The organism is Chthoniobacterales bacterium (assembly GCA_018883245.1).
Lineage (GTDB): Bacteria > Verrucomicrobiota > Verrucomicrobiia > Chthoniobacterales > JACTMZ01 > JACTMZ01.
Genome location: VEQL01000007.1, coordinates 1 through 24532 on the forward strand (window position 1 = coordinate 1; position 24532 = coordinate 24532).

Genomic DNA, 24532 nt, shown 5'->3' on the forward strand with positions numbered 1-24532 from the left:
TCACGGGTTCGATCGTCGGCTACGCCTACGCGATGGAGTTCTTCATCGCTTGGTATGGCGGCAACCTTTACGAGCAATACGCCTTCATCAACCGTGCGACCGGACCGTATTGGTGGGCTTACTGGTCGATGATTTTCTGCAACGTGGTTGCGCCGCAGCTGTTCTGGTTCCGGTATTTCCGGCGCCACGTCATCTGGGTGTTCATCGTGTGCAATTTCGTCAACGCCGGCATGTGGTTCGAGCGCTTCGTCATCATCGTGACTTCGCTGCACCGCGACTTCCTGCCTTCGAGCTGGGGCATGTTCCACCCGACGTGGGTCGATATCTGGACATTCGCCGGCACGTTCGGAATTTTCCTCACCCTGTTCCTCGTGTTCATCCGTTGGCTGCCGATGATCTGTATTTTCGAGGTCAAGGCCGTGCTGCCCGAGGCCGATCCGCACCACGGACACCACGACGACCATCATGCGGCGCCGGCCACGCTCAAGGGGGGCGCGCACTGACATGCAAATCGCCGGCAATCCCGAGTCTCCGCTCTTCGCCATGGCAGCCGAAGTGCCGTCCGCTTCCGCGCTTTACCACGCGGCTGAGAAGGTGCGCGATGCCGGTTACAGCCGCTGGGACGTTTATTCGCCGTTCCCGATCCACGGCATGGACCACGCGATGGGGCTGAAAAAGTCGTGGCTCAGCGCGATGGTGTTTTTCGGCGGACTTGCCGGGCTGGCCACGGCGGTGATCCTGCAATTTTACCCGTCCAGCATCGAATACCCGCTGATCGTGGCGGGCAAACCGACGAACTTTTACACGGTGCCCGCATTTTTCCCGATCATGTTCGAGCTGACCGTGCTGCTTTCCGCTTTCACCGCGACCTTCGGCATGCTCGCGCTCAATGGACTGCCGCGCTGGAACCATCCGATCTTCAACTGGGATCGCTTCAAGAAAGTCTCGAACGACGGTTTCTTCGTGGCAATCGAGGCGACGGATCCGAAGTTCGACCGCGAATCGACGTTGGCGATGCTCGAGAGCATCGGGGCGAAACACATAACTTTGGTGCACGAGGACTGACATGCTGCGCTCTTTCTTCATCGCCCTCGGTTTGTTCCTCGTGCTGCTTCTCGCGGTCGCGGGTTTCCGCGGCCAGAAAAGCGGCAAGCCGCCGATCGAAATTTTCCCCGACATGGATCACCAGCCCAAGGTGAAGTCGCAGGTGCCGAGCAAATTTTTCGCCGACGATCGCGGCAACCGCGTGCCTGTTCCAGGCACCGTGCCGCTCGGCTACGAGATGCCGCGTTCCAAGAACAATCCTTTCCCCGACGAGGGCAAATACCGCGGGGTTCGCTTTTCCGCGGGGACGGATTACTTCAACACCGGCCGCTTCGGCAACCAGTGGGGAACTGGTATTCCGGTGGCGGTGACGCCCGAGCTGATGCAGCGCGGCAAGGAACGCTACACGATTTATTGCGCCGTGTGCCACGGCGATTCGGGCGCGGGCAACGGCGTGGCCGGCCAATACGGGATGGTGGCCATCGCGAGCTACCATCAGGATCGTCTGCGCGTGATGGCCGACGGCGAAATTTTCAACACGATCACGCACGGCAAAAATACGATGCTCGGCTACGGGGCGAACATCCCGGTCGATGACCGCTGGGCGATCGTCGCCTATGTGCGAGCGTTGCAGCTGGCGCAGACCGCCACGATCAACGACGTGCCGGCGGACGAGCGGGCGAAACTGGAGGCGCCGCCGCAACCATGAGCGCCGACGACACCAAAGTGACAACCAAGGAATATTTCGACTACCAGGGGTTCGGAGGGAAACTGCTTTTCACCGTTGCTCTCGCCGTTGTTTCCCTCGGGTTGGCTGCATGGGGCGGGCTCTTGTCGCCGAAGCAGTTCGCGTTCTCGTGGCTGTTCGCCTTCACGTTTTTCTTCACCATCACGTTGGGCGCGCTCTTCTGGATCCTCGTGCATCATGCGGTCGATGCCGACTGGAGCGTGGTCGTGCGTCGCCAGCTCGAAAACATCGCCTGGTTGTTCCCGGTCCTCGCGGTGCTCTTCATTCCGGTGATCCTGAACGCGCCGACGCTTTTCAAATGGATGAAGATCCCGCCGGGCCAGGACGTCCTGCTCGACGGCAAGGCGGCCTATCTGAACCAGCCGTTTTTCTGGGCGCGCGCCGCGTTTTATTTCCTTTTCCTCAGCACGGCGGCTTTCCTTCTGCGCCGCAACTCGGTGCGGCAGGACAAGGACGGCGACCCCCGCTACACGTGGTCCTCGCGCAAGATGGTCTTCCCCATGCTGCCGTTGTTCGCCCTGTCGCTGACTTTCGGGTCGGTGGACTGGCTGATGGGTCTCGACTTCCACTGGTTCTCGACCATGTGGGGCGTTTACATTTTCGCCGGCTCGGCGCTCAGTTCGATGTGCGTGCTGGTGCTGCTTGTCACGGCGTTGCGGAGCGCCGGCTATTTCGAGGGCGTGGTGTCGATCGAGCACTACCACATCATGGGCAAGCTCATGTTGGCCTTCACCGTTTTCTGGGCCTACATCGGCTTCAGCCAATACATGCTCTACTGGTATGCCAACATCCCGGAAGAGACCACGTATTTCCTGCGCCGCAACACGGGGAGTTGGAACACGCTCAACATCATCATGGTGATCGGCCACTTTTTCCTGCCGTTCGTCATCCTGCTTTTCCAGGCGACCAAAAAGAAGCCGCTGCTCCTCTGCGCGGTGGCAACATGGATCCTGCTGATGCACATGCTCGACATATATATCGTCGTGCTGCCGACGTTCCACAAAGCCGGCTTTGCCCCGCACTGGCTCGACTTGGTCAGCCTGCTGGCCATCGGTGCGACGCTGGCCGCGATCTTCATGAAACGTCTCGGTGACACGCCGCTCTGGCCGGTGCGCGATCCGAGGCTGCCAAACTCTTTGCGATTGAAAAACTGATGGATTCCCCATCTTCCAGCCAAGGCGCACCGCGCAAAAAGAGCATCTGGCCGATGTTTGCCGGAGGGCTTGTGCTATTCCTCGTCTTTGCCGGATTGGTGCAGTGGATGCGGGGCGCGAGCGATCGCGCGGCATTCGACGAGGAGGCGATCCGCGCCAAGCAGCGGTATGAAATTCTTGCGAAGGTCAAAGACGACAACGCCAAGCTCACCGCAGGCTATGCATGGGCCGATCAAGCCAAAGGTCTGGTGAGGATCCCGCTGGATCACGCGATGGAACTCGCGGTGAAAAAATTGTCCGCGCAAGGCGATCCGCGTCCCGCCTATCCCGTCGATCCCGCGCTGCCGCTCGGCTCGGCGGTCAAGCCGGGAGGACTTGCCGTTCCGGCCCCGACGCCACCGCCGTTCGAGACACCCGCTGCGCCTTCCGCTCAGCCGGTTCCGCAACCGGCGGAAAAACCTGCGGCCGCCACGGAGGAGGTCGCGCCATGAGCCTTCCGGTTTACATCATGCTGTTCGCCGGGCTTGTTTTTTTCGCCATTGCAACGGTCGCCGCGTTCTCCTGGGCGGCCAAGGCCGGGCAATTCCGCCGGCCCCGTGAGGCCGCGCTTTCGATCTTCGACTCGGCCGAGCCGGTTGGGTTGGCGACCGATGCCTTTGCCGACAAGCGCGACACGCGCCGGCATCGCGCCGCGGGAAGGAGTCTTTCATGAGTGCCACTGTGACCATGCAGCGAGCGGCGTCGGCCAATACAGCCGTGCAGGACCGCCTTGAGCGCGCGCGAATCGATGCCTCGATGAGGCTGCCTGTCGTCCTTTTCTACGGGTCGGCGGTATTGTGGCTTTTGGCCGGCACGGTGTTCGCGCTTCTCGCGTCGTTTAAGATGAACAACCCGCACTTCCTCGATGCGTGGGGCTGGCTCACCTTCGGACGGGTGCGGCCGGCGCACCTGAATGCGGTCGCCTACGGTTGGGCGTCCTCGGCAGGGATCGGGACGGCGCTGTGGCTCATGGCGCGTCTTTGCCGCGTTCCCCTGCAACATGCCAAGCTTCTCATCGGCGCTGCGATTTTTTGGAACATCGGCGTGCTTCTCGGCGTCCTCGGCATCCTTGCGGGCGGGGGACGATCGATCGAATGGCTCGAGTTTCCGAATTACGCGAGCCTCATGCTTTTCGTGGCTTTCGGGCTCATCGCGGTGTGGGCCGTGATCATGTTCCGGTTCCGCCAACCCGGACATGTCTATGTGAGCCAATGGTATTTGCTGGCCGCTTTTCTGTGGTTCCCGTGGCTTTATTCGACGGCGAATCTGCTGCTCGGCTTCGAGCCGGCGCAGGGCGGTGCCCAAGGCGCGGTGAATTGGTGGTATGGCCATAACATTCTCGGGCTCTGGTTCACCCCGATCGGCTTGGCGACCGCCTACTATCTGATTCCGAAAGTGCTCGGACGTCCGATTCACGGCTACTATCTGGCTCTTCTCGGATTCTGGACGCTCGCGCTTTTCTACAGTTGGAACGGCATGCATCACCTTATCGGCGGACCGCTTCCCGCATGGATGGTCAGCGTCAGCGTGGTGACGAGCGTGCTCATGCTTATCCCGGTTGTCACCACGGCGATCAATTTTCACATGACCGTGCGCGGTCACTTCGACGCTCTGAAATGGAGCCCGACGCTGCGGTTCACGGTCTTCGGAGCCGTCTGCTACACGGTGGTGAGCTTGCAGGGCATCCTGATGTCGATTCCCACGCTCAATGTGGTCACGCATTTCACGCACTACACCGTGGGCCACGCGCATCTCGGAATGTATGCGTTCTTCACGATGACGATGTTCGGCGCCATGTATTACATCCTGCCGCGCGTGGTCGGCTGGGAATGGCCTTCGGCGCGGCTTATCCGCTGGCATTTTTGGCTGGTGGCAATCGGCGTGTCCCTGATGGTTGTCGTGTTGACCATAGGTGGCATCCTGCAGGGCATCGCCTTGCTTGATCCGCAAGTCACCTTCATGGCCACTCTCGATTACACCAAGCCGTGGCTGCTGATGCGCAGCGGTTCGGGCATTCTTCTCACCGCCGGGCACATCGTGTTTGCCGTCAGTTTCGCGCTGCTTTTGCTCAAAGCCGGGGCCAAGCGCACCGAGCCGACGAGGTTCGAGACCGGCACCAACCACCAACCCGACATGCTCGCCTCATGAACAGGATGCCGGCCATCATCATCGGGATTTTTCTGACCTTCCTTGCGGCGTGGATCGGTCTGGTTGCCTATCCTTATTTCGCACTCGGGCGCTATCTTCCGGCGACCGACGAAGCGACGGGAGATATCAATCCTCCGCCGCTCTCGGGATTGGCGGTGCAAGGCCAGAAAGTTTACGCTTCCGCGGGATGCGTTTACTGTCATAGCCAGCAGGTGCGGCAGGTCGGCTACGGCTCGGACCTCGCGCGCGGATGGGGCAAGCGTCCGACGGTGGCGCGCGATTACATGAGGGAAAACCCCGCGTTTCTCGGCACCATGCGCACCGGGCCCGACCTCACCAACATCGGCGAGCGTCAACCGACCGAGACGTGGCACCACCAGCACCTTTACCAGCCGACGGTGGTCAGCCCCGGTTCCATCATGCCTTCGTTCCGCTACCTTTACCGGACGCAAAAAATCCAGGGTCAGCGCTCGGCCAATGCCATCGACCTGCTCCCGCCGGACAATCCGCCGGACGGGTATGAAGTTGTGCCCACCGCCGAGGCCGAGGCCCTTGTTTCCTATCTGCTTTCGCTCAACCGCAGTTATCCTTTGCCGGAGGCCCCGGAGCCGACGAAATGAACGACGACCCGAACAAGAATTTTCCGCCTGATTCGTTCGAGGCGCGGCGGGAAAGCGACGACCTCAGCGTGCGCGAGGTGCACGGTGCGATCCTGCGCGAGAAAAACGAACCGAAGGCCGGCTACGAGCCGATCCCCCTGTGGATCATCTCCATTTTCATGGCTCTCGTTTTCTGGGCCGGCGCCTATCTGGCGTTTTTCAGCGGCGGTTTCCAGTCCAACGTTTTTGATCCCACGCAGGTCGCTTGGGCGGGTGGCGGCGCCGGCGCCGCAACGAAAGCCGCGCCCGATCCGATGGTCGTCGGCAAACGTCTTTTCATTGCGAATTGCGTGGCCTGTCACCAGGCGACGGGGCAGGGCATCGCCGGCCAGTTCCCGCCTTTGGTGGATAGCGAGTGGGTGCTGGGCAAAGATTGGCACGGCGACAACCATCTCGTCAGCATCCTCCTGCACGGACTGCAGGGCCCGATCCAAGTCAAAGGCGCGACTTACAACGGCGCCATGCCGCCGTGGAAGCAGTTGTCGGATGACCAGATCGCTTCGATCCTCACTTATATTCGCAACGAATGGGGCAACAGCGCGGCGCCGATCACCGCGGAGCAAGTGGCGAAAGTGCGCGCGGACACGGCAGCCCAAGCCGAGCCCTACACGCAGGCGGCACTCAAGCAGATTCCCGCCGTCAAATTCGAAGCCACTGCCGCGGAACCTCCCGCGGGAGATCAGGCCGCACCGCCGGCGTCAGGATCTTCCGCCACGCCCGCTCCCGGCGCTTGAAATGCCCCGCCCGATGAAAAATATCTCCGTCAAAATCATCTTCTGCGTCGCGTTGGTCGTGCTTTGCGGGGCCGGTGACGCCTTGGCCGCCGTGCGCGAGACCAACCTTTACTGGGCGCCGGAATCCGTGACGGTCGGCGGCAAGAAAGTCGATGTCCTGCTCAACTTCATCTTCTACCTCACCGCCGCGGTCTTCGTGCTGACCCAAGCGGTTTATATTTATTACCTCGTCAAATACCGCAAGCGTCCCGGCGTCAAAGCCCACTACAGCCACGGCAACAACAAGCTCGAGCTGATCTGGACGGCGATCCCCACGGCGATCTTCATCGGTCTCGTCATCTACAGCAACCGGCTTTGGAGCGAGTTGCACAGCACTCCCCCCGAAGATTCGGTCAAGGTCGATATCGTCGGCTACCAATTCGGGTGGGACATCCGCTATCCGGGTGCCGACGGCAAACTCGGCAAGATGGACGTGAAAAATTACTCGGTGGAAAACAAGTTCGGCCTTGTGGCGGACGATCCGGCGGGAGCCGACGATTTTTCCAGCACCGAGCTGGTCATCCCGGTCGGGAAACCGGTCCACCTTTACTTGCACTCCCGGGACGTCATTCACTCGTTCTATGTCCCCGAGTTCAGGCTCTATCAGGCCGCCGTGCCGGGACGCACGATCGCCTGGGTGTGGTTCCAGACCACGAAAACAGGCAACTTCCAACTCGCGTGCAGCCAGATTTGCGGGTCCGGGCATTACAACATGAAGGCGCCGATCCGCGTGGTCACGCAGGACGAATATGACAAGTGGCTCGCCGGCAAAAATGCCGCGCAGGCCGAAGCGGTGAAAGCAGCCGCGGCGGCGCGCGAGAGCAGCCGCACTACAGCTTCGAACGACAATCCGCCGGCGCAAACCGGCCTCGACAACACGGAGGAAAAACTATGAGCACGACAGCCACGACCTTCGATTCCGGTGCCGCCCACAAAGACGCGCACCATGGGAACCACAAGCAGAGCTTCTTCTTCACCTACATATGGTCCTTGGACCACAAGATGATCGGTCTGCAATACATGTGGACAAGTTTCTTCTTTTTGCTCATCGGCGGACTTCTCGCCATGGGTATCCGCTACCAGCTCGCCTACCCGGGCGTGGAAGTGCCTCTCGTCGGTCGTCTCCTCCCGTCGTCGATCGCCACGGATGGAATCATCCTGCCCGGAGGCTACAACATGTTTTTCACCATGCACGCCACGGTCATGGTGTTTCTCGTGGTCATGCCGCTCCTGATCGGCGGCTTCGGGAATTATCTCATTCCGCTCAAAATCGGGGCCGGGGACATGGCATTCCCCACGCTCAACGAGGTGAGCTACTGGCTTTACGTCACCTCGGGCATCATCATTCTCGTCAGCTTCTTCGTTGATGGCGGCGCCGCACAGTCCGGTTGGACGGCTTACGCGCCATTGAGTTCCACGCCGGCTTACATGAACCACACGCAGCTGGGCCAGAGTCTCTGGGGCATCGGGCTGTTCGTGAACGGCCTCTCCTCGATCGCCGGCGCTACCAACTACATCACGACGATTGTCAACATGCGCGCGCCTGGAATGACGATGTTCCGTCTGCCGCTCTCGGTTTGGTCGCTGTTCGTCACCGCGTTCCTTCTGCTTCTCGCCGTGCCCGTGCTTTCGGCTGCGGCCGCCATGCTTTTCTGCGACCTGAACTTCGGAACGACATTTTTCGCCGCGCAGGGCGGGCAGCCGCTGCTCTGGCAGCACCTGTTCTGGTTCTTCGGCCACCCGGAGGTTTACATCATGATCCTCCCGGCCATGGGTCTGGTCTCCGAGATCCTTCCCGTCTTCGCGCGCAAACCGATCTTCGGTTACAAGGCGATGGTCTGGGCCATGGTGGCGATCGGTTTCCTCGGTTTCGTCGTCTGGGGCCACCACATGTTCGTCAGCGGCATGAACCTGACCCTTGGCGCGATGTTCTCGGTCTCGACGATGATCATCGCTGTCCCGTCGGCCATCAAGACGTTCAACTGGATGGGCACCGTGTGGCGCGGGTCGATCACCTTCACCACGCCGATGCTTTTCGCGCTGGCGTTCGTCTCGATGTTCGTCATCGGCGGTTTGAGCGGCATCTTCATGGCGTCCACGCCCGTGGACCTCTTCATCCACAATTCGTATTTCATCGTCGCGCACATCCACTACGTGCTCTTCGGCGGCAGTCTCTTCGCCGCCTTCGCCGCGATCTATTTTTGGTATCCGAAAATGTTCGGCCGGATGATGGACGAGACCCTCGGGAAGATTCACTTCTTCGCCACTTTCATCTTTTTCAACCTCACGTTTTTCCCGATGCACAACCTCGGGCTCGGCGGGATGATGCGCCGTATCGCGGATCCGACGCTCTACGATCACCTGCGCGCGCTGCAACCGATCAACGTCTTCGTCAGCTGGGCCGCGTTCGGCATGGGTCTGGCCACTTTCATTTTCCTGTGGAACTTCATCTGGAGCCTGCGTCACGGCAAAAAAGCGGGCAACAACCCTTGGGATTCCACGACGCTGGAGTGGACGGTGCCTTCGCCTCCGGGGCACGGCAACTTCGACAAAACGCCAATCGTTTACAACGGGCCTTACGAATACAGCGTTCCGGGCATGGCCAAGGATTTCCTGCCGCAAAACGAGAAGGCTCCCGAGGGTGCGCGGTTGGAAGTGCACTGAAGTCGCCGTGCGCACGGTTCGCACAGAAAGCGGACGGCGGCGCGGCTGCAAAACGTAGCGCCGGCGTCCCCGCCGGCGAGTCGTCATGACCAAGCAACCCAATTACGGAACCGGGCGCGCTTTTGCCTTTGCCTTCGCCGTTTTCACCGCGACCTCCGCTTTCATTCTGTTGATCAGCGGCGGCCTTGTGACGTCGAAGGGCGTGGGAATGACCGTGCCCGACTGGCCGAACAGCTACGGATACAACATGTTCCTGTTCCCGGTCTCGCGTTGGGTCGGCGGGATTTTTTACGAGCACACGCACCGGCTCATTGCCTCCGGCGTCGGCCTGTTGACGATCGGTTTGGCGGTGCTGCTGCAGCTTTACGATCCGCGCCGGTGGGTGCGCACCCTCGGTTACATCGCCGTATTTTTGGTGATCGTGCAGGGCGTTCTCGGCGGGCTGCGCGTGGTCCTGGTGAAGGATGAGATCGGTATTTTCCACGGGATGCTCGCGCAGGCATTCATCTCGCTGCTGGTCGTCATTGCGATTGCCACGAGCAGGGCCTTTGCCTGCGGCGGTGCCCGCTGGCGCTGGCATGCGCCCGGGCTGCTGCGCTGGGCGATCGTGCTTACGGCCCTCGTGTATGTGCAGTTGGCCATCGGTGCGACCATGCGCCATGAACACGCAGGCCTGGCGATCCATGACTTTCCCCTCGCTTACGGAAAAATCTGGCCGGTTCCGGACGCGGAGCAGCTTGCGCAGATCAACGCGCAGCGCATTGCGGCGGGGGAGGTTCCAACCACGGTCGGTATGATCCATCTGCAAATGGTCCATCGCGCGATGGCCTTGCTCATAGCCGCGGGCATGGTCGCTTACGCGTGGCAGGCCCATCGTGCGGCAATGGGTGCGCGTCTGGCTGCGCGCTGGTGGGCTGCCCTCGTCGTAGTCCAGATTGTCCTGGGCGGATGGACCGTGCTTTCGAACAAAGCGGCCGATGTGACCACGGCCCATGTCGCGGTCGGCGCGTTGATCTTGTTTTTGGGTGTAGCACAGTGTTTCTTGCTGGGAGCGTTCTCGCCCCGGGCGGCGGAGCTAAAACGCCAGCCGCTCCACGTATGATGAAAACCACGGCGCAAACCATGCCGCGCACCGCTTCGGCGGCGGCCGACTTCGCCGAGCTGGTCAAAGCGAGGTTGAGTCTTCTCGCCTTATCCACCGCCATGGCCGGATTCGCCCTGGGGACCGACGGCCCTTGGAGTTACCTGCTTCTTGCCGCCACGCTTGCAGGGACGGCTTTGAGTGCGGGCGGCGCGGCGGCGCTCAACCAGTGGTGGGAAAGAGGACCCGATGCCCTCATGCGCCGCACGCGCGGGCGTCCGCTGCCCGCCGGGCGAATGACCGCGCCCGATGCGCTGCTTGTCGGTCTGGCGTTTTCGGTCTGCGGCGTCGCCGTGCTCGCCTTGTTCGCCAATGTGCTCTCGGCGTCACTGGCCGCAGCGACGATCGTTTTCTATATTCTCGTTTATACGCCGCTGAAGCGTGTGACATCGCTGAACACGATCATCGGTGCCGTGCCCGGCGCGCTGCCGCCGCTCATCGGATGGGCCGCGGCGCGCGGATCGGTGAACGCGGAAGCTCTCACGCTCTTCGCCGTTCTTTTCCTCTGGCAGATGCCTCACTTCCTTGCCATCGCGTGGCTCTACCGCGACGACTACGCCCGCGGGGGATTCAAGATGTTGCCGGAGGACGATGCGGACGGCACCGTGACGGGCAGGCAGTCCGTGGTTTATTCGCTCGCCCTTCTGGCCGTCAGCTTGCTCCCCTCGGTGTTTTTCGGATACTCCGCGGTTTATTTCTACGGTGCGCTTTGCCTCGGCGCGGGCTTCTCTTTGCTGGCCGTGCGCTTTGCCTGCAGCGGCGGATCGGCGGGCGCAGCCAAGGCGCTTTTCCTCGGCTCCATAGCCTATCTCCCGCTCCTTTTGGGCCTCATGGTTCTTGCGCGATGATGGACCAACCCGACGCCACCACCCGCCGATCCAACCGCCGTCTTTTGGCGGCAATGGCAATTTTCGCCCTGCTGCTCTGCGCGGCGGTGATCCTTTGGAAGGCCTTTTGGACGTGATCACAACCCGAATCCCGCTATAACTCCAACCCGACCATGAGCACTGCTGCATTGACCGCCCACGAGGAAACCCACGCTTCGCCGCGCACCGCCGTGTTCGGCATGACCATCTTTCTCGCCTCAGAAGCCATGTTGTTCGCCGGGCTGATCGCCGGCTACATCGTGCTGCGCCTCAGCTCGCCGGCTTGGCCGCCATCGCCGGATCTGCCGAAACTCCCGATCCTGCTCACCGGCATCAACACGGTGCTTCTGGTCTCAAGCAGCTTCACTTATCACGCGGCCGAGGTCGCTGTGAAAAAAGGCAAACGCGGGCTCCTGTGGCTTTTCGTCAGCATCGCCTTGGGAACGATCTTCCTTTGCGTCCAAGCCTACGAGTGGACCCACCTCCACCACGAAGGTCTGTGGTTCAACAAGGGCGGCGCCTACGGCTCGTCGTTCTTTGTGCTTACCGGTTTCCACGGTCTGCACGTGGCGGTCGGAGTTTTGCTTATCCTTGTTGCTTTTCTGCGCCAGCTCGGCGGCGCTTACACGGCGCAAAACCATACTTATTTGACGCTGGCCGGCATGTATTGGCACTTCGTGGACGTCGTCTGGGTTTTCCTATTCACGGTGCTCTACGTCATCTGAGTCGGAAACTGCTCGCCGTTTTGGTCCGGCAGCCGATCGCAAAATGACCGATCCGGAAAATAAAGAAATCGTCGCCGATCGCATGCGCAAATTGGGCTGGGCCGGTGCATTCCTCGCTTTTGTTCTGTCGGTGACGATGGGGTATTCGGTCTGGCGCGGCGCCGAGAGGAGGGATGTTGCACCGATGCCCGTCCTTCACGCGGTGCCGGACTTTTCGCTCACCGACCAGACAGGCGCTGTCATCAGCAAGGACAGTCTGCGCGGCAAAATCTGGATTGCGGACTTCATCTTCACGCGGTGCAAGGGTCCTTGCCCGCTCATGACCTTGCGCATGCTGGAAATGCAAAAGGCGCTGGCCAAAACACCCGAGGTGAAACTTGTGTCGGTGACCGTCGATCCGCAGCACGACACGCCCGAAGTGCTCAAGGCTTATGCCGAGGCCAACCATGCCGAGCCGGATCGCTGGAAATTTCTCACCGGCGACAAGGCCGTGATCGAAAAGCTGGTCACGGAAGGCTTCAAGCAGCATCTGGCCGAGGAAAACGGCGAACCGGTCCACGGGACGATGTTTTTGGTCGTCGATGGCAACGGTATGGTGCGCAGCGCCCGCATGCTCGAGGATCCCGAACTTATCCCGAAGATTCTGACGGACACCGGGAACCTGCTCCGGGAGCAGTCCGGCGGCTCGACGCCGCAAGGGTGAAAGTGTAGGTTGTGGTTGCTATGAAATTCCTTTCCGCGTGTCTCGCCAGCATCCTGCTCAGCGCGCCCGCTTGGGCTTGTGCCGGTTGCCGTGAACCGGGCGAAGACGTGGAAAAAACGACGGTTATGGCCGGTTTCGGTTTTTCATGGGGTGTCATCCTGATGTTGGCTTTTGTTTTTATCCTTTGCAGCGCTCTGGGTTGGTTTGTCGCCAAGACAATCAAGAGCGTGGACGCGCGCACCGGCGCGGGAGAATGAGCGTCGCGGATCTTCCGGCTGTCAACGCCACGCTCAATTCGCTCTGCACTCTCCTGCTTCTTGCGGGCTGGTGGTTCATCAAGCGCGAACGCAAAACGCAGCACATCGTCTGCATGGCTTCGGCGTTGGCTGTCTCGGCGGCGTTTCTGGCCTGCTATCTCGTTTATCATTACCACGTCGGATCGGTGAAATTCACCGCCCAAGGTTTTGTCCGCCCGGTTTATTTTTTCATCCTTGTCACCCATATCATCCTCGCCGCAGCCATCGTGCCCTTGGTGCTGATGACGATTATCCCGGCTTTCCGCGCGCGGTTCGACCGCCATCGCAAATGGGCGCGCATCACGTTGCCGCTGTGGCTCTACGTGTCCGTCACGGGCGTGATTGTTTACCTGATGCTCTATGTCTGGTTCCCGTCGGCGCAGTTGCCGGGGTAGAGGCTGGGCGTTTTCCGCTTACGGAAGATCCGCGTCGAAGTGGGCGAGGTCTTGGAACTCGGCGAAACGTTCGAGAATTTGCTTCTGCTCGACGGAGCGCATGCGCTCGAGGCTGAACGCTTCAACATTGTAACTGGCAAGGACGCTGCCGACCACCACGGCGGTTTTGAGCGTTTTGAAGCTGACGTTGTGATTGCCGCGGCTGGCAAGGTAGCCGGTCAATCCGCCGGCGAATGTGTCGCCCGCGCCGGTGGGATCATGGATGTCCTCAAGCGGGTAGGCGGGACAACTGAAGAACTCGTCCTCGCCGAAAAGGAGGCATCCGTGTTCGCCTTTTTTCACCGCGACGATGCGCGGTCCGAGGGATTGGATTTTTCGGCCGGCCTTGATGAGGCTGGTCTCCTTGGTCAGTTCGCGCGCCTCGCTGTCGTTGAGGATCAGCATGTCCACGCGCTTGAGGAGTTCGAGGAGGGCGGGTTGGGCGATGTTGATCCACAGATCCATCGTGTCCGCGATGACGAACTGCGGCTTATCCATCTGGTCGAGCACTTGCAGCTGGAGATCCGGGGCGATGTTGGCCAACAGCACGTAGTCCGAAGACCTGTAATGCTCCGGCAATTTCGGGGAAAATGTCTCGAAAACGTTGAGCGCGACCGAGCGGGTCTCGCGTGTGTTCATGTCCCACATGTATTCGCCGGACCAGCGGAATGTTTTGCCCGGGGCACGTTGCACGCCCTCAAGATTTATCCCGCGCTTTTGCAGGAAGTTCCAGTGGTCGGCCGGGAAATCCTCGCCCACAATAGCGACAAGGTTGACCGGCGAGAAATATCCGGCGGCGACGGCCGCGTAGGAAGCGGAGCCTCCGAGCAGATCGAAACGTTCTTCGACGGGAGTTTTGACGTCGTCGAGCGCGATGGAACCAACGATGAGAACGGACATGCGGCAACGCTAAAAGGCGTGCGCCGCCTGCTCAAGGCGTAATCAGGGTGCGGGGGCCAACTCGAAGACGCGGCGCAGCGTCTCGTTCTCCCAGCGGGCCTCGTATTTGAACTGGCGAGGTTTTTCCAGGATTTCCGCCGCGGCTGAGAGCGTGGCGGGTTCCGGCGGCAGGATGTTTTTGACGAGGGGCGCCAATGTCGGATCGGCCTGCAGTGCCTTGGCCCAACCAGCCGCAAAAGCCGAGATCGGTGCGGTCCGGATGGTCACGCTTTGAACGGACGGATCAGCGCCCGACGTGCCGGGTAATTTGGCCACAAGCTGAGTGAAGCGTCCGGACGATCCAAGAATCCAGCGGTCTTCGCGCATGGTGACAGCGGGCGCGAGGTCCGGTCCGCCCAAGGGTATGGAATATTCGTGGCAACTGCCGCCATCCGCGATTGCGGTGACGGTCGGTGCCGGCCAGCGCGAGACGGATGGCGCGGAGACGAGCGAGTTCCATGCCGCAGCCAGCCGTCCAGCGTCTTGCACCTCGGCCGCCAAGGCGATGCGGGGCAGCGACGCGGATTCGGCCGACGCCGGCGCCAAAGGAGGGCCCGGCATTTCTCCGTCGAGGCTCAAAGCGAGCGCCGTGTCTTGTCCGAGCCCCCCGGCGACCAACCCCGCTGCTTCCTCGAGCTTGTTTGGTTCCGCGGGTTGAAGCCAAGCGAGGATTGCGCGGGTGCGCGCCAGCTGTTTCTCGTCCATGAAAACCGGCCCGAGCGCGTCGAACCAATCTTTGGCGAAGGTGGTCATACCCACGCTGAATTGCAGGAGCTTCGCGGCGTAGCCCTTTTCCCAGTGTTCCGTCCAGAGCAGCGCCAAGGCACGGTCGGGCGGGAGAAGCGGCGACGCATTGTCCATCGCCAGCCGTGGAGCAAAGGAACCCCCGAGCATCTCGGCGCGCCAACCCTTGTCCGACACGGTGACGATGCCGCCGGCGGCGGAAATGCGCGGCCGGAACAGTTCCTCCGACTGCAAACGCAGCGGCGCGGCGGCATCCCGCAAAGCGCGGATTCGATCGGCCGGCGCGAATTCGAGCGCGGCGTCCAGCGCGGCATCGAGGTATTCGCCGACGGGCGGGGGTGTGGCCGCAAGACTGACCAGCATGGGATCCGCGTAAAACAAGGCGGCGAGCGCGGCGTCCGGATCCGCGGCGAGGCCGGATATCGCGGGGTTCGCAGCCAGCGAGTGCGCGGGATCTTTGGCCAGCGGTGGAAGCCCGTCATGGGTTCCCACCGTCATGAGAAAATATCCTTCCACGCGTCCGAAGCTGACGGTGGTCATTTTGGCGAGCAAATCGCGGACGATGTAGGTCGCGGTGTAGGGATCGCCGATGTTGGCCGATAACATATCGCGGGCGCGAATGGCGGTGTCGCGCGGAATCACGGCAGCGAGAGGCAGGCGCACGCGGGTGAATTCGCCGCGCGAGGCGACCGCGACCTTGTCGCGCCGGATTTTCTCCGGCAACGCAGCGACCCATTTGTCGAGCAGGGCCGGCAGCGCGGACGAGGGAGGAATTTTCGCGCCGAGGACCACCGGTGGAATGGCGAATTCGCGCACGAAGCGCTGCAATGCCTCTTCCATTGCCGGCGGGAGCGGGACAATCACCTCCGTGAATGCGGCGGTGGGAAGGTCTTCCTCGCCCGCCTGCCCGGGAGATGTCTCAGGGACTTCCATTTCCATGCCTGCGCCGGGGGTGAACAGGTTGCGAAGTCGCGCCGCCTCGAAGAGACGCTTGATTTGCTGCAAGGCCGCAAGTTGAGCCGCGGTCCCGGGTCCCAGCATCACGAACATTTCTTCCCCGGCGGCGTCGCGGAATGCGGACGCCCATTCCGCCGCAGCGGGCGTGGTCGCGAAAGGTTCGAAGAGACGTCCCGCCGGACTGCGGGACCAAGCGGTGCGTGCCGCAGGATCATTCAACAGCGGACCCAACCCCGAGGCGATTTCCTCCCAATGCTTCGCGGGTTCATGGAGAGCCAGGAATCCCTCGGCGTCCCGGGGGACATGCACGAGGAATCCTTTCCGGTCAGACGTGCCGGGCGCCGTGCCCCTCGGGCTGCATCCGTGGAGGAAAATCGCAACCACGAGAAAAAGGGCTGGCAGGTAACGCTTTGCGCTGGGCATCCCCCCTTATCGCTTTGTCCGCGGCCCCGGGTCGATGAAAAGCGGATGATTTGCTTCTTGCCGCGGGGGCGCCGGGGACTTATTCGGCAGGGCTCTTTTTATGGCCAGTCCTTTTTTGCAGGAGATCGACGATACGAAAGTCGCGTCTTGGAATCGCGAGCTGGAGCAACGCACCGCATCCGAGCGCGTGCGCTGGACGCTGGAGGAATTCCGCGGCCATGCGGTGCTCAGCACAAGTTTCGGCGCGCAGGCGGCCGTGATGTTGCATCTCGTCACGCGCATCGATCCGCAGATCCCCGTCGCGTTCATCGACACCGGCTATTTGTTTCCCGAAACCTACCGTTTTGCCGAAGAATTGACGGAGAAACTCGCGCTCAATCTCAAGATTTACAATCCGGCCATGACGCCGGCGCGCCAGGAGGCGATCTACGGGAAGTTGTGGGAGCAGGGGATGGAAGGTCTGGAGAAATACGGGAAGATCAACAAGGTCGAGCCGATGAACCGCGCGTTGCGCGAACTGGGGGCCCGCGCATGGATCACCGGTGTGCGGCGCGAGCACGCCGCGTCGCGCGGGGATTTGCCGGTGCTCAAGCGGCAGAATCGCATCCTCAAAGTCCATCCCATCATCGACTGGACCGACCGCCAAGTCGGTGAATACCTGCACCAGCATGGCCTGCCTTACCACCCGCTATGGGAGGAAGGCTACGTAAGCATCGGCGATACACACAGCACGACAAGGTTTGCCGACGGAATGAAGCCGGAGGACACGAGATTCGGGGGGCTCAAGCGCGAATGCGGACTGCACGAACAGTCCGGCGAGCCCGAATACATGATCTGAGGAAATTCGAGGGGCAGCAGCTGGCGGCGCGCTACAGCAACTCCGCGGCAAGCTTGATCGCGGCCATCATGCTTGTGTGACTGGCCTTGCCTGTGCCCGCGATTTCAAAAGCCGTGCCGTGGTCGGGACTGGTGCGGACAAAGGGCAAGCCGAGTGTCACGTTCACCCCGGTGTCGAAGGCCAGCAGCTTGAGAGGTATGAGGCCCTGGTCGTGATACATGCAGAGCACCGCGTCGAATTCGCCGCGCACGGCGCGGTGGAAGATCGTGTCGGGTGCCCAAGGGCCGCTGAAGTTCCCGTGGGCCGCGAGTTTACCGACGGCCGGAGCGATGATTTTTTCATCCTCTTCGCCGAAGTCGCCACCTTCGCCGGCATGGGGATTGAGGCCCGCGACGGCGATGCGCGGTTCGCGCCCGAGGCGCTTGCGCGCAAAATCTTGGAGAAGCTGCCCCACGCGCACGACTTCCTCGGTTCGCAGAAGCCGCGCCACATCGCGCAGCGGAACATGGATCGTGACAAGGGCGACGGTGAGCGATCCGCCGGTCAGACACATCGCGTAATTGTCGGCTCCGGCGCGCGCCGCGAAAAATTCGGTCTGCCCCGGGAACGGGAAGCCGATTTTATGGAGCGACTGCTTGCAGACAGGCCCTGTCACGATGCCTTGGATCTCGCCGGATTGAAGGAGACCCGCCGCTTCTTTCATCGAGTCCCATGCGGCGCGCGCCGAAGCTGCGCTCGGGTGTCCGGAGTTGTCCGAGGAATCGCACCCGACGACGCGGAATTCGCATGTTTGCGGCAGCGCCGGGTCGGAGAGGCAGGCGCGGACAATTTCGGGGCCGATGCCGGCCGGGTCGCCGCAGGTGAGGCCGAGGACGGGTCGCGCGGACACGCTCAGTAAATTTTCACGTAGGCTTTTTCGCGGAGCGTGTCGATCCACTGGTCCTGCAAGCGGAGGCGCTCCTCCTCGAAAAGTTTCTTGGTGATCTCCTCGCGGACTTCCGAGAGCGGCCGCGTCACCGCCGGTTTCCGCGCATCGACGCGCAGGATGTAGAACGTGTCGCCGATCTGGATCACTTTGCTCAGTTCGCCGGTGTTGAGCGCGAAAGCGACTTTGTTGAGATCCTCCGAAAGCGTCTTTTTGTCCACCCATCCCCAGTCGCCGCCGAAATCCGCGGTGCTGTCGTCGGAATACATTTGCGCCATGCCGGCGAAATCGCCCCCGGCGAGAATTTTGGAACGGATTTCCTCGGCCATGGCCTGCTTGGCATCGACGGGGTTTTCCGTTCCCTCGGCGTCGGGCCGGAGGACGATCATGCTGAGCTTGATTTCCTCGGGAGTGGAATACTGCTCGATGTTTTTGCGGTAGTAGGCCTCGACCTTGTCGGGCGATATGACAAAGTCCGAGCGCACGGCGCGCTGGCGCATGGCTTGGACTATGATCTTGTCGCGTTCGACCGTGCGGAACCGGGCGAGGCTGAAGCCCTGCGCCTTGAGTGTGCGCACGAAGGCCGTGCGGTCGCCGCCGAACTCCTCGCGGATGATGGTGTTGATGCGGTCCTCGATGACGTGGTCGGGGATTTTGAAACCTTCCTTGTTGAAGTAATCGATGATGAGCTGGCGGTCGATGAGGTCCTTGAGCGCGGCCTTCTGCGACTCCTTCATTTTTTCCTGCAACTCCTCGCCTTGATACATTTCCGCGAGGGAGCGCTGGCGGAACATCATCATTTCGCGGACCTGGCCGAAGGTGATGACGTTGGAATTCACCACGGCGGCGATGCCGTCGACCATGCGTTCGCGCGGCGACTGGGCATCCGCGGCGCGGGGCAAAAACACGGCAAGCAGGGCGAGTGCGAGGGGCAGGAGGCGGGAATGCGGGATCACAGTTGCTGCAAGAGTGTAAGAATCTGGCGCAATTTCAAGGCGGGATCGCTGGATTCGAGGCGCGGGTGACGGTGGCCGATCATGATGAAGTCCCCGCCGCGGCGGAGACGGAGGATATCTCCCTCTGTTTCCACGAGATCGAGGCCCGCGGCCGCGGCCCGGAGATGGACGGCCGCCACCTTCAGAAGATTGCGGGCCGGCGAGGGCAGGCGTCCGTAGCGGTCCCGCCAGAGATTTTTCAAATTATCCAACGCCGGAAGGCTCTCGGCCTCGGCCAATTCGCGGTGTGCGGCGACCCGTTCACGGGCCTCGGCAATGTAATCCGCGGGAATCCAGGCCGGCAGTTGGCCCGATGTGGCGGTCGCGGGATCGGTCGAGACAAAGTCCAAATGAACTTTGATGTCCGGCCTCGCCAGGGGTTTTTCGCCTTTCAGTCTGGCGACGGCCTTTTTGAGCAGACGGCAGTAAAATTCGAAGCCGATGGCAAGAATGTGGCCGCTTTGCTCCGTGCCCAGGATATTGCCGGCTCCGCGTATCTCGAGGTCGCGCATGGCCAGACGGAATCCCGCCCCGAGGTTCGAGTATTGCCGGATGGCGGCGATGCGTTTGCGCGCTTCGCCAGTTCCCAGTAGATCGCGCGGCAGCACGAGGTAAGCGTAGGCTTTGTGGTTCGAGCGGCCGACGCGACCGCGAAGCTGGTATAGATCGGCGAGTCCGAAACGGTCCGCACGGTCGATGATGATGGTGTTCGCGTTGGGGATATCGAGCCCGCTTTCGATGATTGTCGTGCAGAGCAGGATGTCGGCACGTCCGGCGACAAATGTGTTCATCACCTCCTCGAGTTCGTCCTCATCCATTTGTCCGTGTCCCGTGACGATGCGCGCCGCGGGCACGAGTTCCCTGAGGCGTTTTTCGAGGGCGCCGAGCGATTTGACGCGGTTGTGGAGGAAATACACCTGCCCGCCGCGCGCGAGTTCCCGCCGGATGGCGTCGCGGATGATGCGTTCGTCGTAGGCGCAGATGACGGTTTCCACGGGAATGCGGTTGGGTGGCGGGGTCTCGATCGTGCTCATGTCCCGTGCGCCGAGCAGCGAGAGGTAGAGCGTGCGCGGGATGGGCGTGGCGGAAAGCGTGAGCACATCCACGCGGCGGAAGTTTTCCTTCAATCTCTCCTTGTGCAAAACACCGAAACGCTGCTCCTCGTCCACGATCACGAGGCCGAGATTTTTGAACGCGATGTCTTTCCCGAGCAGGCGGTGCGTGCCGACGACGATGTCGATGCCGCCGTCGCGCAGTCCGTGGAGCGTCTGTTTCTGCTGCTTCGCGGTGCGGAAGCGGCTCAGGAGGTCGATGCTCACCGGGTAATCCGACATGCGTTCGCGCAGTGTCTGCCAATGCTGCTGCGCGAGCACGGTCGTGGGCGCCAGGAAGGCCACCTGGGTTCCGCCCATCACCGCCTTGAAGGCCGCGCGGATCGCGACCTCGGTTTTGCCGAAGCCCACATCGCCGCAGATGAGCCGATCCATCGGTCTGCCCGATTCCATGTCCTGCTTGGTTTCGATGATGGCGCGCGCCTGGTCGGGGGTTTCTTGGAAAGGAAAAGCTTCCTCGAATTCGCACTGCCACGCGTTGTCCGGGGGAAACGCCGTCCCGGTGTGCGATTCGCGCTCGGCTTGCACGCGCAGGAGCTTTTCGGCGTAGGCGAGGACGGATTTTTCCGCGCGAGCCCTCGCGCGGTTCCATCGTTCGTCGCCGAGGTCGCTGAGCGCCGGATTTTTCCGGCCGATCCCGACATACCTTGAAACTTTCCATCCCTGGTCGAGCGGGACGTAAAGCTTCGATCCGCGCGCGAACTCGAGCGTCAGAACCTCGCCGGCCTCTTCCTGGCCGGGTATCACGCCGAGCCCGCGGTAGCGTGCGATCCCGTAGTCGAGATGGACAACAAGATCGCCGGGTTCGAAATCGTCGAACCGAAGAGCCTGGCGTTTCAGCGCGGCGCGTGCGCGCTGCCATCCGCCGCGCCGGGCCTCCATGCTCGCCGCGCGTCCGAACATTTCTGCATCGGTCAGGATCGCGAGGCGCGCGTCCGGCAGGACAAATCCGCGGGCAAGAGCACCGAGAACGACGGGAAGTTCGTGCGGTGCATCTTGCTCGGACGCCGCCAATTCGCGCAAACGCGTCGCTTCCCCCTCGTTGGTGCATACGATGCGCAGGTTCCATCCCTCGTCGAGCCACTGCGCAATCTGGCGAAACATGTCCCTGCGCCGTTTTTCGACAAGGACGATGTCGCCGGCGGCAAAGTCGCCGAGGGGATGATCGGACGCGAGAATCTCGAACTCCCCGCTGCCCGACAAAACCGGACCCTCGTGCATCCGGACCCCGGCCCGGGGCCAGGCGTCCTCCACGGAGACGAAAAGCGTCTCCGGCCGGAAGTGATCGAGTGCGACGGACTGATGCTGCGCGCTGTTTTCACCGAGGATGAGTTCGCAGCGATCCAAGGTTTCCACGGAGCGCTGGGAGTCCGGGTCGAAGGACCTGATCGATTCGATTTCGTCGCCGAAAAACTCGAAACGGACAGGCAGAGATGTCTGCCACGGAAAGACGTCGATGATGCCGCCGCGCACCGCATATTGACCGCGCTGAGCCGCCGAAGGCACCCGGCTGAAGCCGGCATTTTCGAATCGTGCGACAAGATCCTCTGGCGCGAGCGAATCTCCGCGGCCGAGTTCCAACACGGCTTCCTCAAGGTCCGCACGCGCGGGTGCCGGGTGCGTCAAGCCGTCGGCGGTGGCGACGACGACAGGAGGAGGGGCGGTATCCAGCTCGCGCAGGGCGGCCAAACGTGCCGCACCAAGATCCGGGTCGGACGCGCCCGTATTCCCGGAAAGCTCGAGATCGGGAAGCAGGAGGGATTCCGGCGCCCAGAATCGGAGAGCGTGGAAAAATTCCTCCTGCCTCCTCACGTCCGGGCAAACCACGCAGATCTTTCTTCCGGTCTTCGCGGCCAGCCACGCCGCGAGGAACGGCTGTGCCGGCGCAGCCACCGCGCCGGCCGACGCCGGCTCGTCTCTGCCGATCGCGTCAAGCCATGCGCGCGCAGCGGCGCTCGAGTCGGCAGCCGACAGAAGGTCTTTTGTCACGGAACCAATTTTTCGCGGAGAATCTCCTCGCGCAAGGCGCGTCCGACCGCGCCCGGGCCGATCCCCTCGAAATGCAGCGGCATCACGCCCAGGCGGCTGTTGCAGAGGAAAATCTCCGAGGCCTCCACGAGGTGATCGGCGGGAAAGGCGACCTCCTCCGCTCCCGCCCGGCGCATGACCCAGCCCCGAATGACACCGGGGCGCACGGCGAGCGAAAGCGACGGCGTGCAGAGTTTGCCGTCGAGCACAAAGAACACATTGCCGAATGCGGCGGAAACGAGCCGGCCTTCGTGGTCGGCCAGCAAGGCATGATCGAACCCGGCGTTCGCAGCTCCGCCTTGCGCGGCACATTGCATCCAGTAGTTGGAGGTCTTGCGCCCGTGGGCGAACGGCGCGACGCGTTCGGGATGGAGTCGTGCGGTTTGCGCATCGGGCATGGTCACGGTGCCGAGCGATTCAAAAAGGGCGAAGACGCGTGATGCGATGACCGGATCTGCGGGACTTCCGTCGCCTGCGGTGACGTAGAGCCTGAGGATGCCGTTGTCGTCGGGTTCGAGCGCCGGCAAATCGAGCGCGCCCTGCAGCTTTGCGTCGAGGGCCCCGGACAGAAGTGTCCGGGCGCTCTCATGCAACAGTGCGAGATGCTCCGCGAGAAAAAGCGTTTTGCCTTCGCGCACACCAATCGTCTCGAAAACGGCCATGCCGTATCGGATGGCGCGGTCAGTCACGGGAAGCTGCGCGCCTTCGATCCACGCACCGCCTTCGCGCACCCACGTGCAGGAGGTTTTCACGCTGCTCCGGCGCGCAGGTGCTCGAGCCGTTTGCGCAAGGTGGCGCGCGTGATGCCCAGCAATTTTGCCGCGCGCACTTGGTTCTGCCCGGTTGCTTCCATGGCTCGCTTGGTGAATTCCCTTTCCAGCCACGGCAACAATTCCAATCCTGGCCGGGCGGTCGCGGCTTCGAAGAGCGCGGTCACCGCCTCGTCGATGGTTGCGGGCGAACGCGGTGCTGCGGAGTCGCTGACCGCCGACTCCGCCGGCTGACCGAGCGGAAGATCCTTCGGCAACAGGACATCGCCCGTCGCGAGAACGGCCGCGCGCTGCACCGTATTCTCCAGTTCGCGAACGTTGCCGGGCCACCCGTAGGCTTCGAGCACCTCCACCGCTTCCCTGCTGAGCTGCAGCTGCGGCTTGAGCGTCCGCGACGCGATGCGCTTGAGAAAATACTCCGCGAGAAGGCGGATGTCCTCCTTGCGGTTGCGCAGCGGCGGAAGATGCAGCCGCACCACATTGAGCCGGTAAAAAAGGTCCTCGCGGAATTTTTTGTCCGCCACCTCGGCTTCGAGGTTCTTGTTCGTGGCGGCCACGATCCGCACGTCGGTCTTGAGCGTCTGGTTGCCTCCCACGCGCGAGAAGGTCCCGTCCTGCAGCACGCGCAGCAGCTTGCTCTGGATGGCGAGCGGCATGTCCCCGATCTCGTCGAGAAAAAGGGTCCCGCCGTCGCATTGCTCGAAGCGCCCTATGCGTTGCGCGCTCGCGCCGGTGAAAGATCCCTTTTCGTGGCCGAAGAGTTCGCTCTCGAGCAGGTTTTCCGGGATGGCGGCGCAGTTGATGGCGAGGAACGGACGCTCGTGGCGCGCGCTGTATTGGTGGATCGCGCGGGCGACGAGTTCTTTGCCCGAACCGCTCTCGCCGGTGATCATGACGGCCGCGTCGCTGTTCGAGATGCGGCCGACCATCTTGAAAACTTCCTGCATCGCGGCCGACTGCCCGACAATGCTGTCTTGGTGCTGTTCGACGGTGAGGCTCGGCTCGGAAGGCCTTGCCTGCCGCGCTTCGGCCGCGGCCTTCAGCGCGGCATCGACGACGATCTTCAGGTTGAATGGCAATTGTTCCTTGCGCACGAAGTCGAACGCGCCCAGCCGCATGGACTCGATCACGCTCTGCGTCGTGCCGAGCGCGCCCGTGACAATGACGAGCACGTTGGGATTGCGCTTGCGCAGGCGCGCGAGCAGTTCCAACCCGCTGTGCGTCCCGAGCCGCATCTCGGTGATGACGACAAGCGGGTCTTCGGCGCAGAAAATCTTGAAAGCCTGCTCATGCGCATCCGCGGTGACCACGCGCACGTCGTCGGTCGCGAGCTGGGTGCACGCCCACTCGAGGAAGTCGGGGTCGGGATCGACAACCAGGACGGTCTGCTTGGCGGACATCGGCATG

General features: G+C 62.1%; 25 protein-coding genes. 18 read left to right on the forward strand and 7 right to left on the reverse strand.

Annotation, left to right across the window (positions count from 1 at the left end; translation table 11 throughout):
• The 17 genes from FGM15_03890 to FGM15_03970 form a co-directional block, all read left to right on the forward strand.
• Positions 1-503: hydrogenase (locus FGM15_03890; protein ID MBU3665004.1), on the forward strand; the 503-nt coding region annotated here is incomplete at its 5' end.
• 1 nt (position 504) lies between these two features.
• The gene (locus FGM15_03895) at positions 505-1065 is read left to right on the forward strand and encodes a DUF3341 domain-containing protein (protein ID MBU3665005.1); all 561 of its coding nucleotides are present in this window, start codon (positions 505-507) and stop codon (positions 1063-1065) included.
• Between the two features lies 1 nt (position 1066).
• On the forward strand, positions 1067-1753 hold the full coding sequence (locus tag FGM15_03900; GenBank protein ID MBU3665006.1) for a cytochrome c: 687 nt from the start codon (positions 1067-1069) through the stop codon (positions 1751-1753).
• Entirely contained in the window at positions 1750-2946 is a 1197-nt protein-coding gene (locus FGM15_03905) for a hypothetical protein (protein ID MBU3665007.1), read from the forward strand. The genes FGM15_03900 and FGM15_03905 overlap by 4 nt, the downstream gene beginning before the upstream one ends.
• The gene (locus FGM15_03910) at positions 2946-3437 is read left to right on the forward strand and encodes a hypothetical protein (protein MBU3665008.1); all 492 of its coding nucleotides are present in this window, start codon (positions 2946-2948) and stop codon (positions 3435-3437) included. The genes FGM15_03905 and FGM15_03910 overlap by 1 nt, the downstream gene beginning before the upstream one ends.
• The gene (locus FGM15_03915) at positions 3434-3658 is read left to right on the forward strand and encodes a cbb3-type cytochrome oxidase assembly protein (protein ID MBU3665009.1); all 225 of its coding nucleotides are present in this window, start codon (positions 3434-3436) and stop codon (positions 3656-3658) included. The genes FGM15_03910 and FGM15_03915 overlap by 4 nt, the downstream gene beginning before the upstream one ends.
• 14 nt (positions 3659-3672) lie before the next feature.
• Positions 3673-5133 (forward strand): hypothetical protein, encoded by a 1461-nt coding sequence (locus FGM15_03920; GenBank protein MBU3665010.1) that lies wholly within the window; start codon positions 3673-3675, stop codon positions 5131-5133.
• Complete coding sequence (locus FGM15_03925; protein ID MBU3665011.1) at positions 5130-5753, forward strand: c-type cytochrome; 624 nt, start codon at positions 5130-5132, stop codon at positions 5751-5753. The genes FGM15_03920 and FGM15_03925 overlap by 4 nt, the downstream gene beginning before the upstream one ends.
• A gap of 158 nt (positions 5754-5911) precedes the next feature.
• A complete protein-coding gene (locus tag FGM15_03930) occupies positions 5912-6526 on the forward strand; it encodes a c-type cytochrome (GenBank protein MBU3665012.1) in 615 nt (204 codons plus the stop codon).
• The gene (coxB, locus tag FGM15_03935; GenBank protein MBU3665013.1) at positions 6279-7460 is read left to right on the forward strand and encodes a cytochrome c oxidase subunit II; all 1182 of its coding nucleotides are present in this window, start codon (positions 6279-6281) and stop codon (positions 7458-7460) included. Before FGM15_03930 ends, coxB begins: the two co-directional genes overlap by 248 nt.
• Positions 7457-9229, forward strand: coding sequence for a cytochrome c oxidase subunit I (locus tag FGM15_03940; protein MBU3665014.1), 1773 nt, complete (start codon positions 7457-7459; stop codon positions 9227-9229). Before coxB ends, FGM15_03940 begins: the two co-directional genes overlap by 4 nt.
• Before the next feature lie 85 nt (positions 9230-9314).
• Entirely contained in the window at positions 9315-10331 is a 1017-nt protein-coding gene (locus FGM15_03945; protein MBU3665015.1) for a cytochrome oxidase biogenesis protein CtaA, read from the forward strand.
• Entirely contained in the window at positions 10331-11218 is an 888-nt protein-coding gene (gene cyoE, locus FGM15_03950; GenBank protein MBU3665016.1) for a protoheme IX farnesyltransferase, read from the forward strand. The genes FGM15_03945 and cyoE overlap by 1 nt, the downstream gene beginning before the upstream one ends.
• Positions 11219-11370: 152 nt before the next feature.
• Positions 11371-11961, forward strand: coding sequence for a heme-copper oxidase subunit III (locus tag FGM15_03955; protein ID MBU3665017.1), 591 nt, complete (start codon positions 11371-11373; stop codon positions 11959-11961).
• Between the two features lie 43 nt (positions 11962-12004).
• A complete protein-coding gene (locus tag FGM15_03960) occupies positions 12005-12664 on the forward strand; it encodes an SCO family protein (GenBank protein MBU3665018.1) in 660 nt (219 codons plus the stop codon).
• Between the two features lie 20 nt (positions 12665-12684).
• Positions 12685-12921, forward strand: a complete 237-nt coding sequence (locus FGM15_03965) for a hypothetical protein (GenBank protein ID MBU3665019.1) — start codon at positions 12685-12687, stop codon at positions 12919-12921.
• Positions 12918-13355 carry a DUF420 domain-containing protein gene (locus FGM15_03970; GenBank protein MBU3665020.1) on the forward strand — a complete coding sequence of 146 codons (438 nt, stop codon included), beginning with the start codon at positions 12918-12920 and terminating at the stop codon, positions 13353-13355. The genes FGM15_03965 and FGM15_03970 overlap by 4 nt, the downstream gene beginning before the upstream one ends.
• 18 nt (positions 13356-13373) lie before the next feature.
• Here the strand turns inward: FGM15_03970 and FGM15_03975 are convergent, their stop codons facing one another.
• Positions 13374-14294: a sugar kinase gene (locus FGM15_03975; GenBank protein MBU3665021.1), complete on the reverse strand. Its 921-nt coding sequence runs from the start codon at positions 14292-14294 to the stop codon at positions 13374-13376.
• A 42-nt stretch (positions 14295-14336) separates the two neighbouring features.
• Positions 14337-16457 carry a hypothetical protein gene (locus FGM15_03980; protein ID MBU3665022.1) on the reverse strand — a complete coding sequence of 707 codons (2121 nt, stop codon included), beginning with the start codon at positions 16455-16457 and terminating at the stop codon, positions 14337-14339.
• 100 nt (positions 16458-16557) lie between these two features.
• On the opposite strand from FGM15_03980, the gene FGM15_03985 reads away from it, so the two are divergent.
• The gene (locus tag FGM15_03985) at positions 16558-17295 is read left to right on the forward strand and encodes a phosphoadenylyl-sulfate reductase (GenBank protein MBU3665023.1); all 738 of its coding nucleotides are present in this window, start codon (positions 16558-16560) and stop codon (positions 17293-17295) included.
• A gap of 31 nt (positions 17296-17326) precedes the next feature.
• Here FGM15_03985 and pdxA read toward each other — a convergent pair whose 3' ends face one another.
• The 5 genes from pdxA to FGM15_04010 are packed head-to-tail and all read right to left on the reverse strand — an operon-like array spanning position 17327 to position 24531.
• Entirely contained in the window at positions 17327-18184 is an 858-nt protein-coding gene (gene pdxA, locus FGM15_03990; GenBank protein ID MBU3665024.1) for a 4-hydroxythreonine-4-phosphate dehydrogenase PdxA, read from the reverse strand.
• Positions 18185-18186: 2 nt separating this feature from the next.
• The gene (locus FGM15_03995) at positions 18187-19176 is read right to left on the reverse strand and encodes a peptidylprolyl isomerase (GenBank protein MBU3665025.1); all 990 of its coding nucleotides are present in this window, start codon (positions 19174-19176) and stop codon (positions 18187-18189) included.
• Positions 19173-22316 carry a transcription-repair coupling factor gene (gene mfd / locus FGM15_04000; GenBank protein MBU3665026.1) on the reverse strand — a complete coding sequence of 1048 codons (3144 nt, stop codon included), beginning with the start codon at positions 22314-22316 and terminating at the stop codon, positions 19173-19175. Before mfd ends, FGM15_03995 begins: the two co-directional genes overlap by 4 nt.
• Entirely contained in the window at positions 22313-23107 is a 795-nt protein-coding gene (locus FGM15_04005) for a hypothetical protein (protein MBU3665027.1), read from the reverse strand. The genes mfd and FGM15_04005 overlap by 4 nt, the downstream gene beginning before the upstream one ends.
• A complete protein-coding gene (locus FGM15_04010) occupies positions 23104-24531 on the reverse strand; it encodes a sigma-54-dependent Fis family transcriptional regulator (GenBank protein MBU3665028.1) in 1428 nt (475 codons plus the stop codon). Before FGM15_04010 ends, FGM15_04005 begins: the two co-directional genes overlap by 4 nt.
• Position 24532 lies beyond the last annotated feature (1 nt).

Bases quoted from the DNA above. Each gene is read 5' to 3' on its own strand.
- FGM15_03975 (MBU3665021.1), bottom strand. From the start codon at position 14,294: ATGTCCGTTCTCATCGTTGGTTCCATCGCGCTCGACGACGTCAAAACT.
- FGM15_03955 (MBU3665017.1), top strand. From the start codon at position 11,371: ATGAGCACTGCTGCATTGACCGCCCACGAGGAAACCCACGCTTCGCCG.
- FGM15_03905 (MBU3665007.1), top strand. From the start codon at position 1,750: ATGAGCGCCGACGACACCAAAGTGACAACCAAGGAATATTTCGACTAC.
- FGM15_03940 (MBU3665014.1), top strand. From the start codon at position 7,457: ATGAGCACGACAGCCACGACCTTCGATTCCGGTGCCGCCCACAAAGAC.
- FGM15_03900 (MBU3665006.1), top strand. From the start codon at position 1,067: ATGCTGCGCTCTTTCTTCATCGCCCTCGGTTTGTTCCTCGTGCTGCTT.
- FGM15_03965 (MBU3665019.1), top strand. From the start codon at position 12,685: ATGAAATTCCTTTCCGCGTGTCTCGCCAGCATCCTGCTCAGCGCGCCC.
- FGM15_03945 (MBU3665015.1), top strand. From the start codon at position 9,315: ATGACCAAGCAACCCAATTACGGAACCGGGCGCGCTTTTGCCTTTGCC.
- FGM15_03970 (MBU3665020.1), top strand. From the start codon at position 12,918: ATGAGCGTCGCGGATCTTCCGGCTGTCAACGCCACGCTCAATTCGCTC.
- FGM15_03910 (MBU3665008.1), top strand. From the start codon at position 2,946: ATGGATTCCCCATCTTCCAGCCAAGGCGCACCGCGCAAAAAGAGCATC.
- FGM15_03985 (MBU3665023.1), top strand. From the start codon at position 16,558: ATGGCCAGTCCTTTTTTGCAGGAGATCGACGATACGAAAGTCGCGTCT.
- FGM15_03920 (MBU3665010.1), top strand. From the start codon at position 3,673: ATGCAGCGAGCGGCGTCGGCCAATACAGCCGTGCAGGACCGCCTTGAG.
- FGM15_03980 (MBU3665022.1), bottom strand. From the start codon at position 16,457: ATGCCCAGCGCAAAGCGTTACCTGCCAGCCCTTTTTCTCGTGGTTGCG.
- FGM15_03915 (MBU3665009.1), top strand. From the start codon at position 3,434: ATGAGCCTTCCGGTTTACATCATGCTGTTCGCCGGGCTTGTTTTTTTC.
- FGM15_03960 (MBU3665018.1), top strand. From the start codon at position 12,005: ATGACCGATCCGGAAAATAAAGAAATCGTCGCCGATCGCATGCGCAAA.
- FGM15_03930 (MBU3665012.1), top strand. From the start codon at position 5,912: ATGGCTCTCGTTTTCTGGGCCGGCGCCTATCTGGCGTTTTTCAGCGGC.
- FGM15_03895 (MBU3665005.1), top strand. From the start codon at position 505: ATGCAAATCGCCGGCAATCCCGAGTCTCCGCTCTTCGCCATGGCAGCC.
- cyoE (MBU3665016.1), top strand. From the start codon at position 10,331: ATGAAAACCACGGCGCAAACCATGCCGCGCACCGCTTCGGCGGCGGCC.
- coxB (MBU3665013.1), top strand. From the start codon at position 6,279: ATGACCAGATCGCTTCGATCCTCACTTATATTCGCAACGAATGGGGCA.
- FGM15_04010 (MBU3665028.1), bottom strand. From the start codon at position 24,531: ATGCCGATGTCCGCCAAGCAGACCGTCCTGGTTGTCGATCCCGACCCC.
- FGM15_03925 (MBU3665011.1), top strand. From the start codon at position 5,130: ATGAACAGGATGCCGGCCATCATCATCGGGATTTTTCTGACCTTCCTT.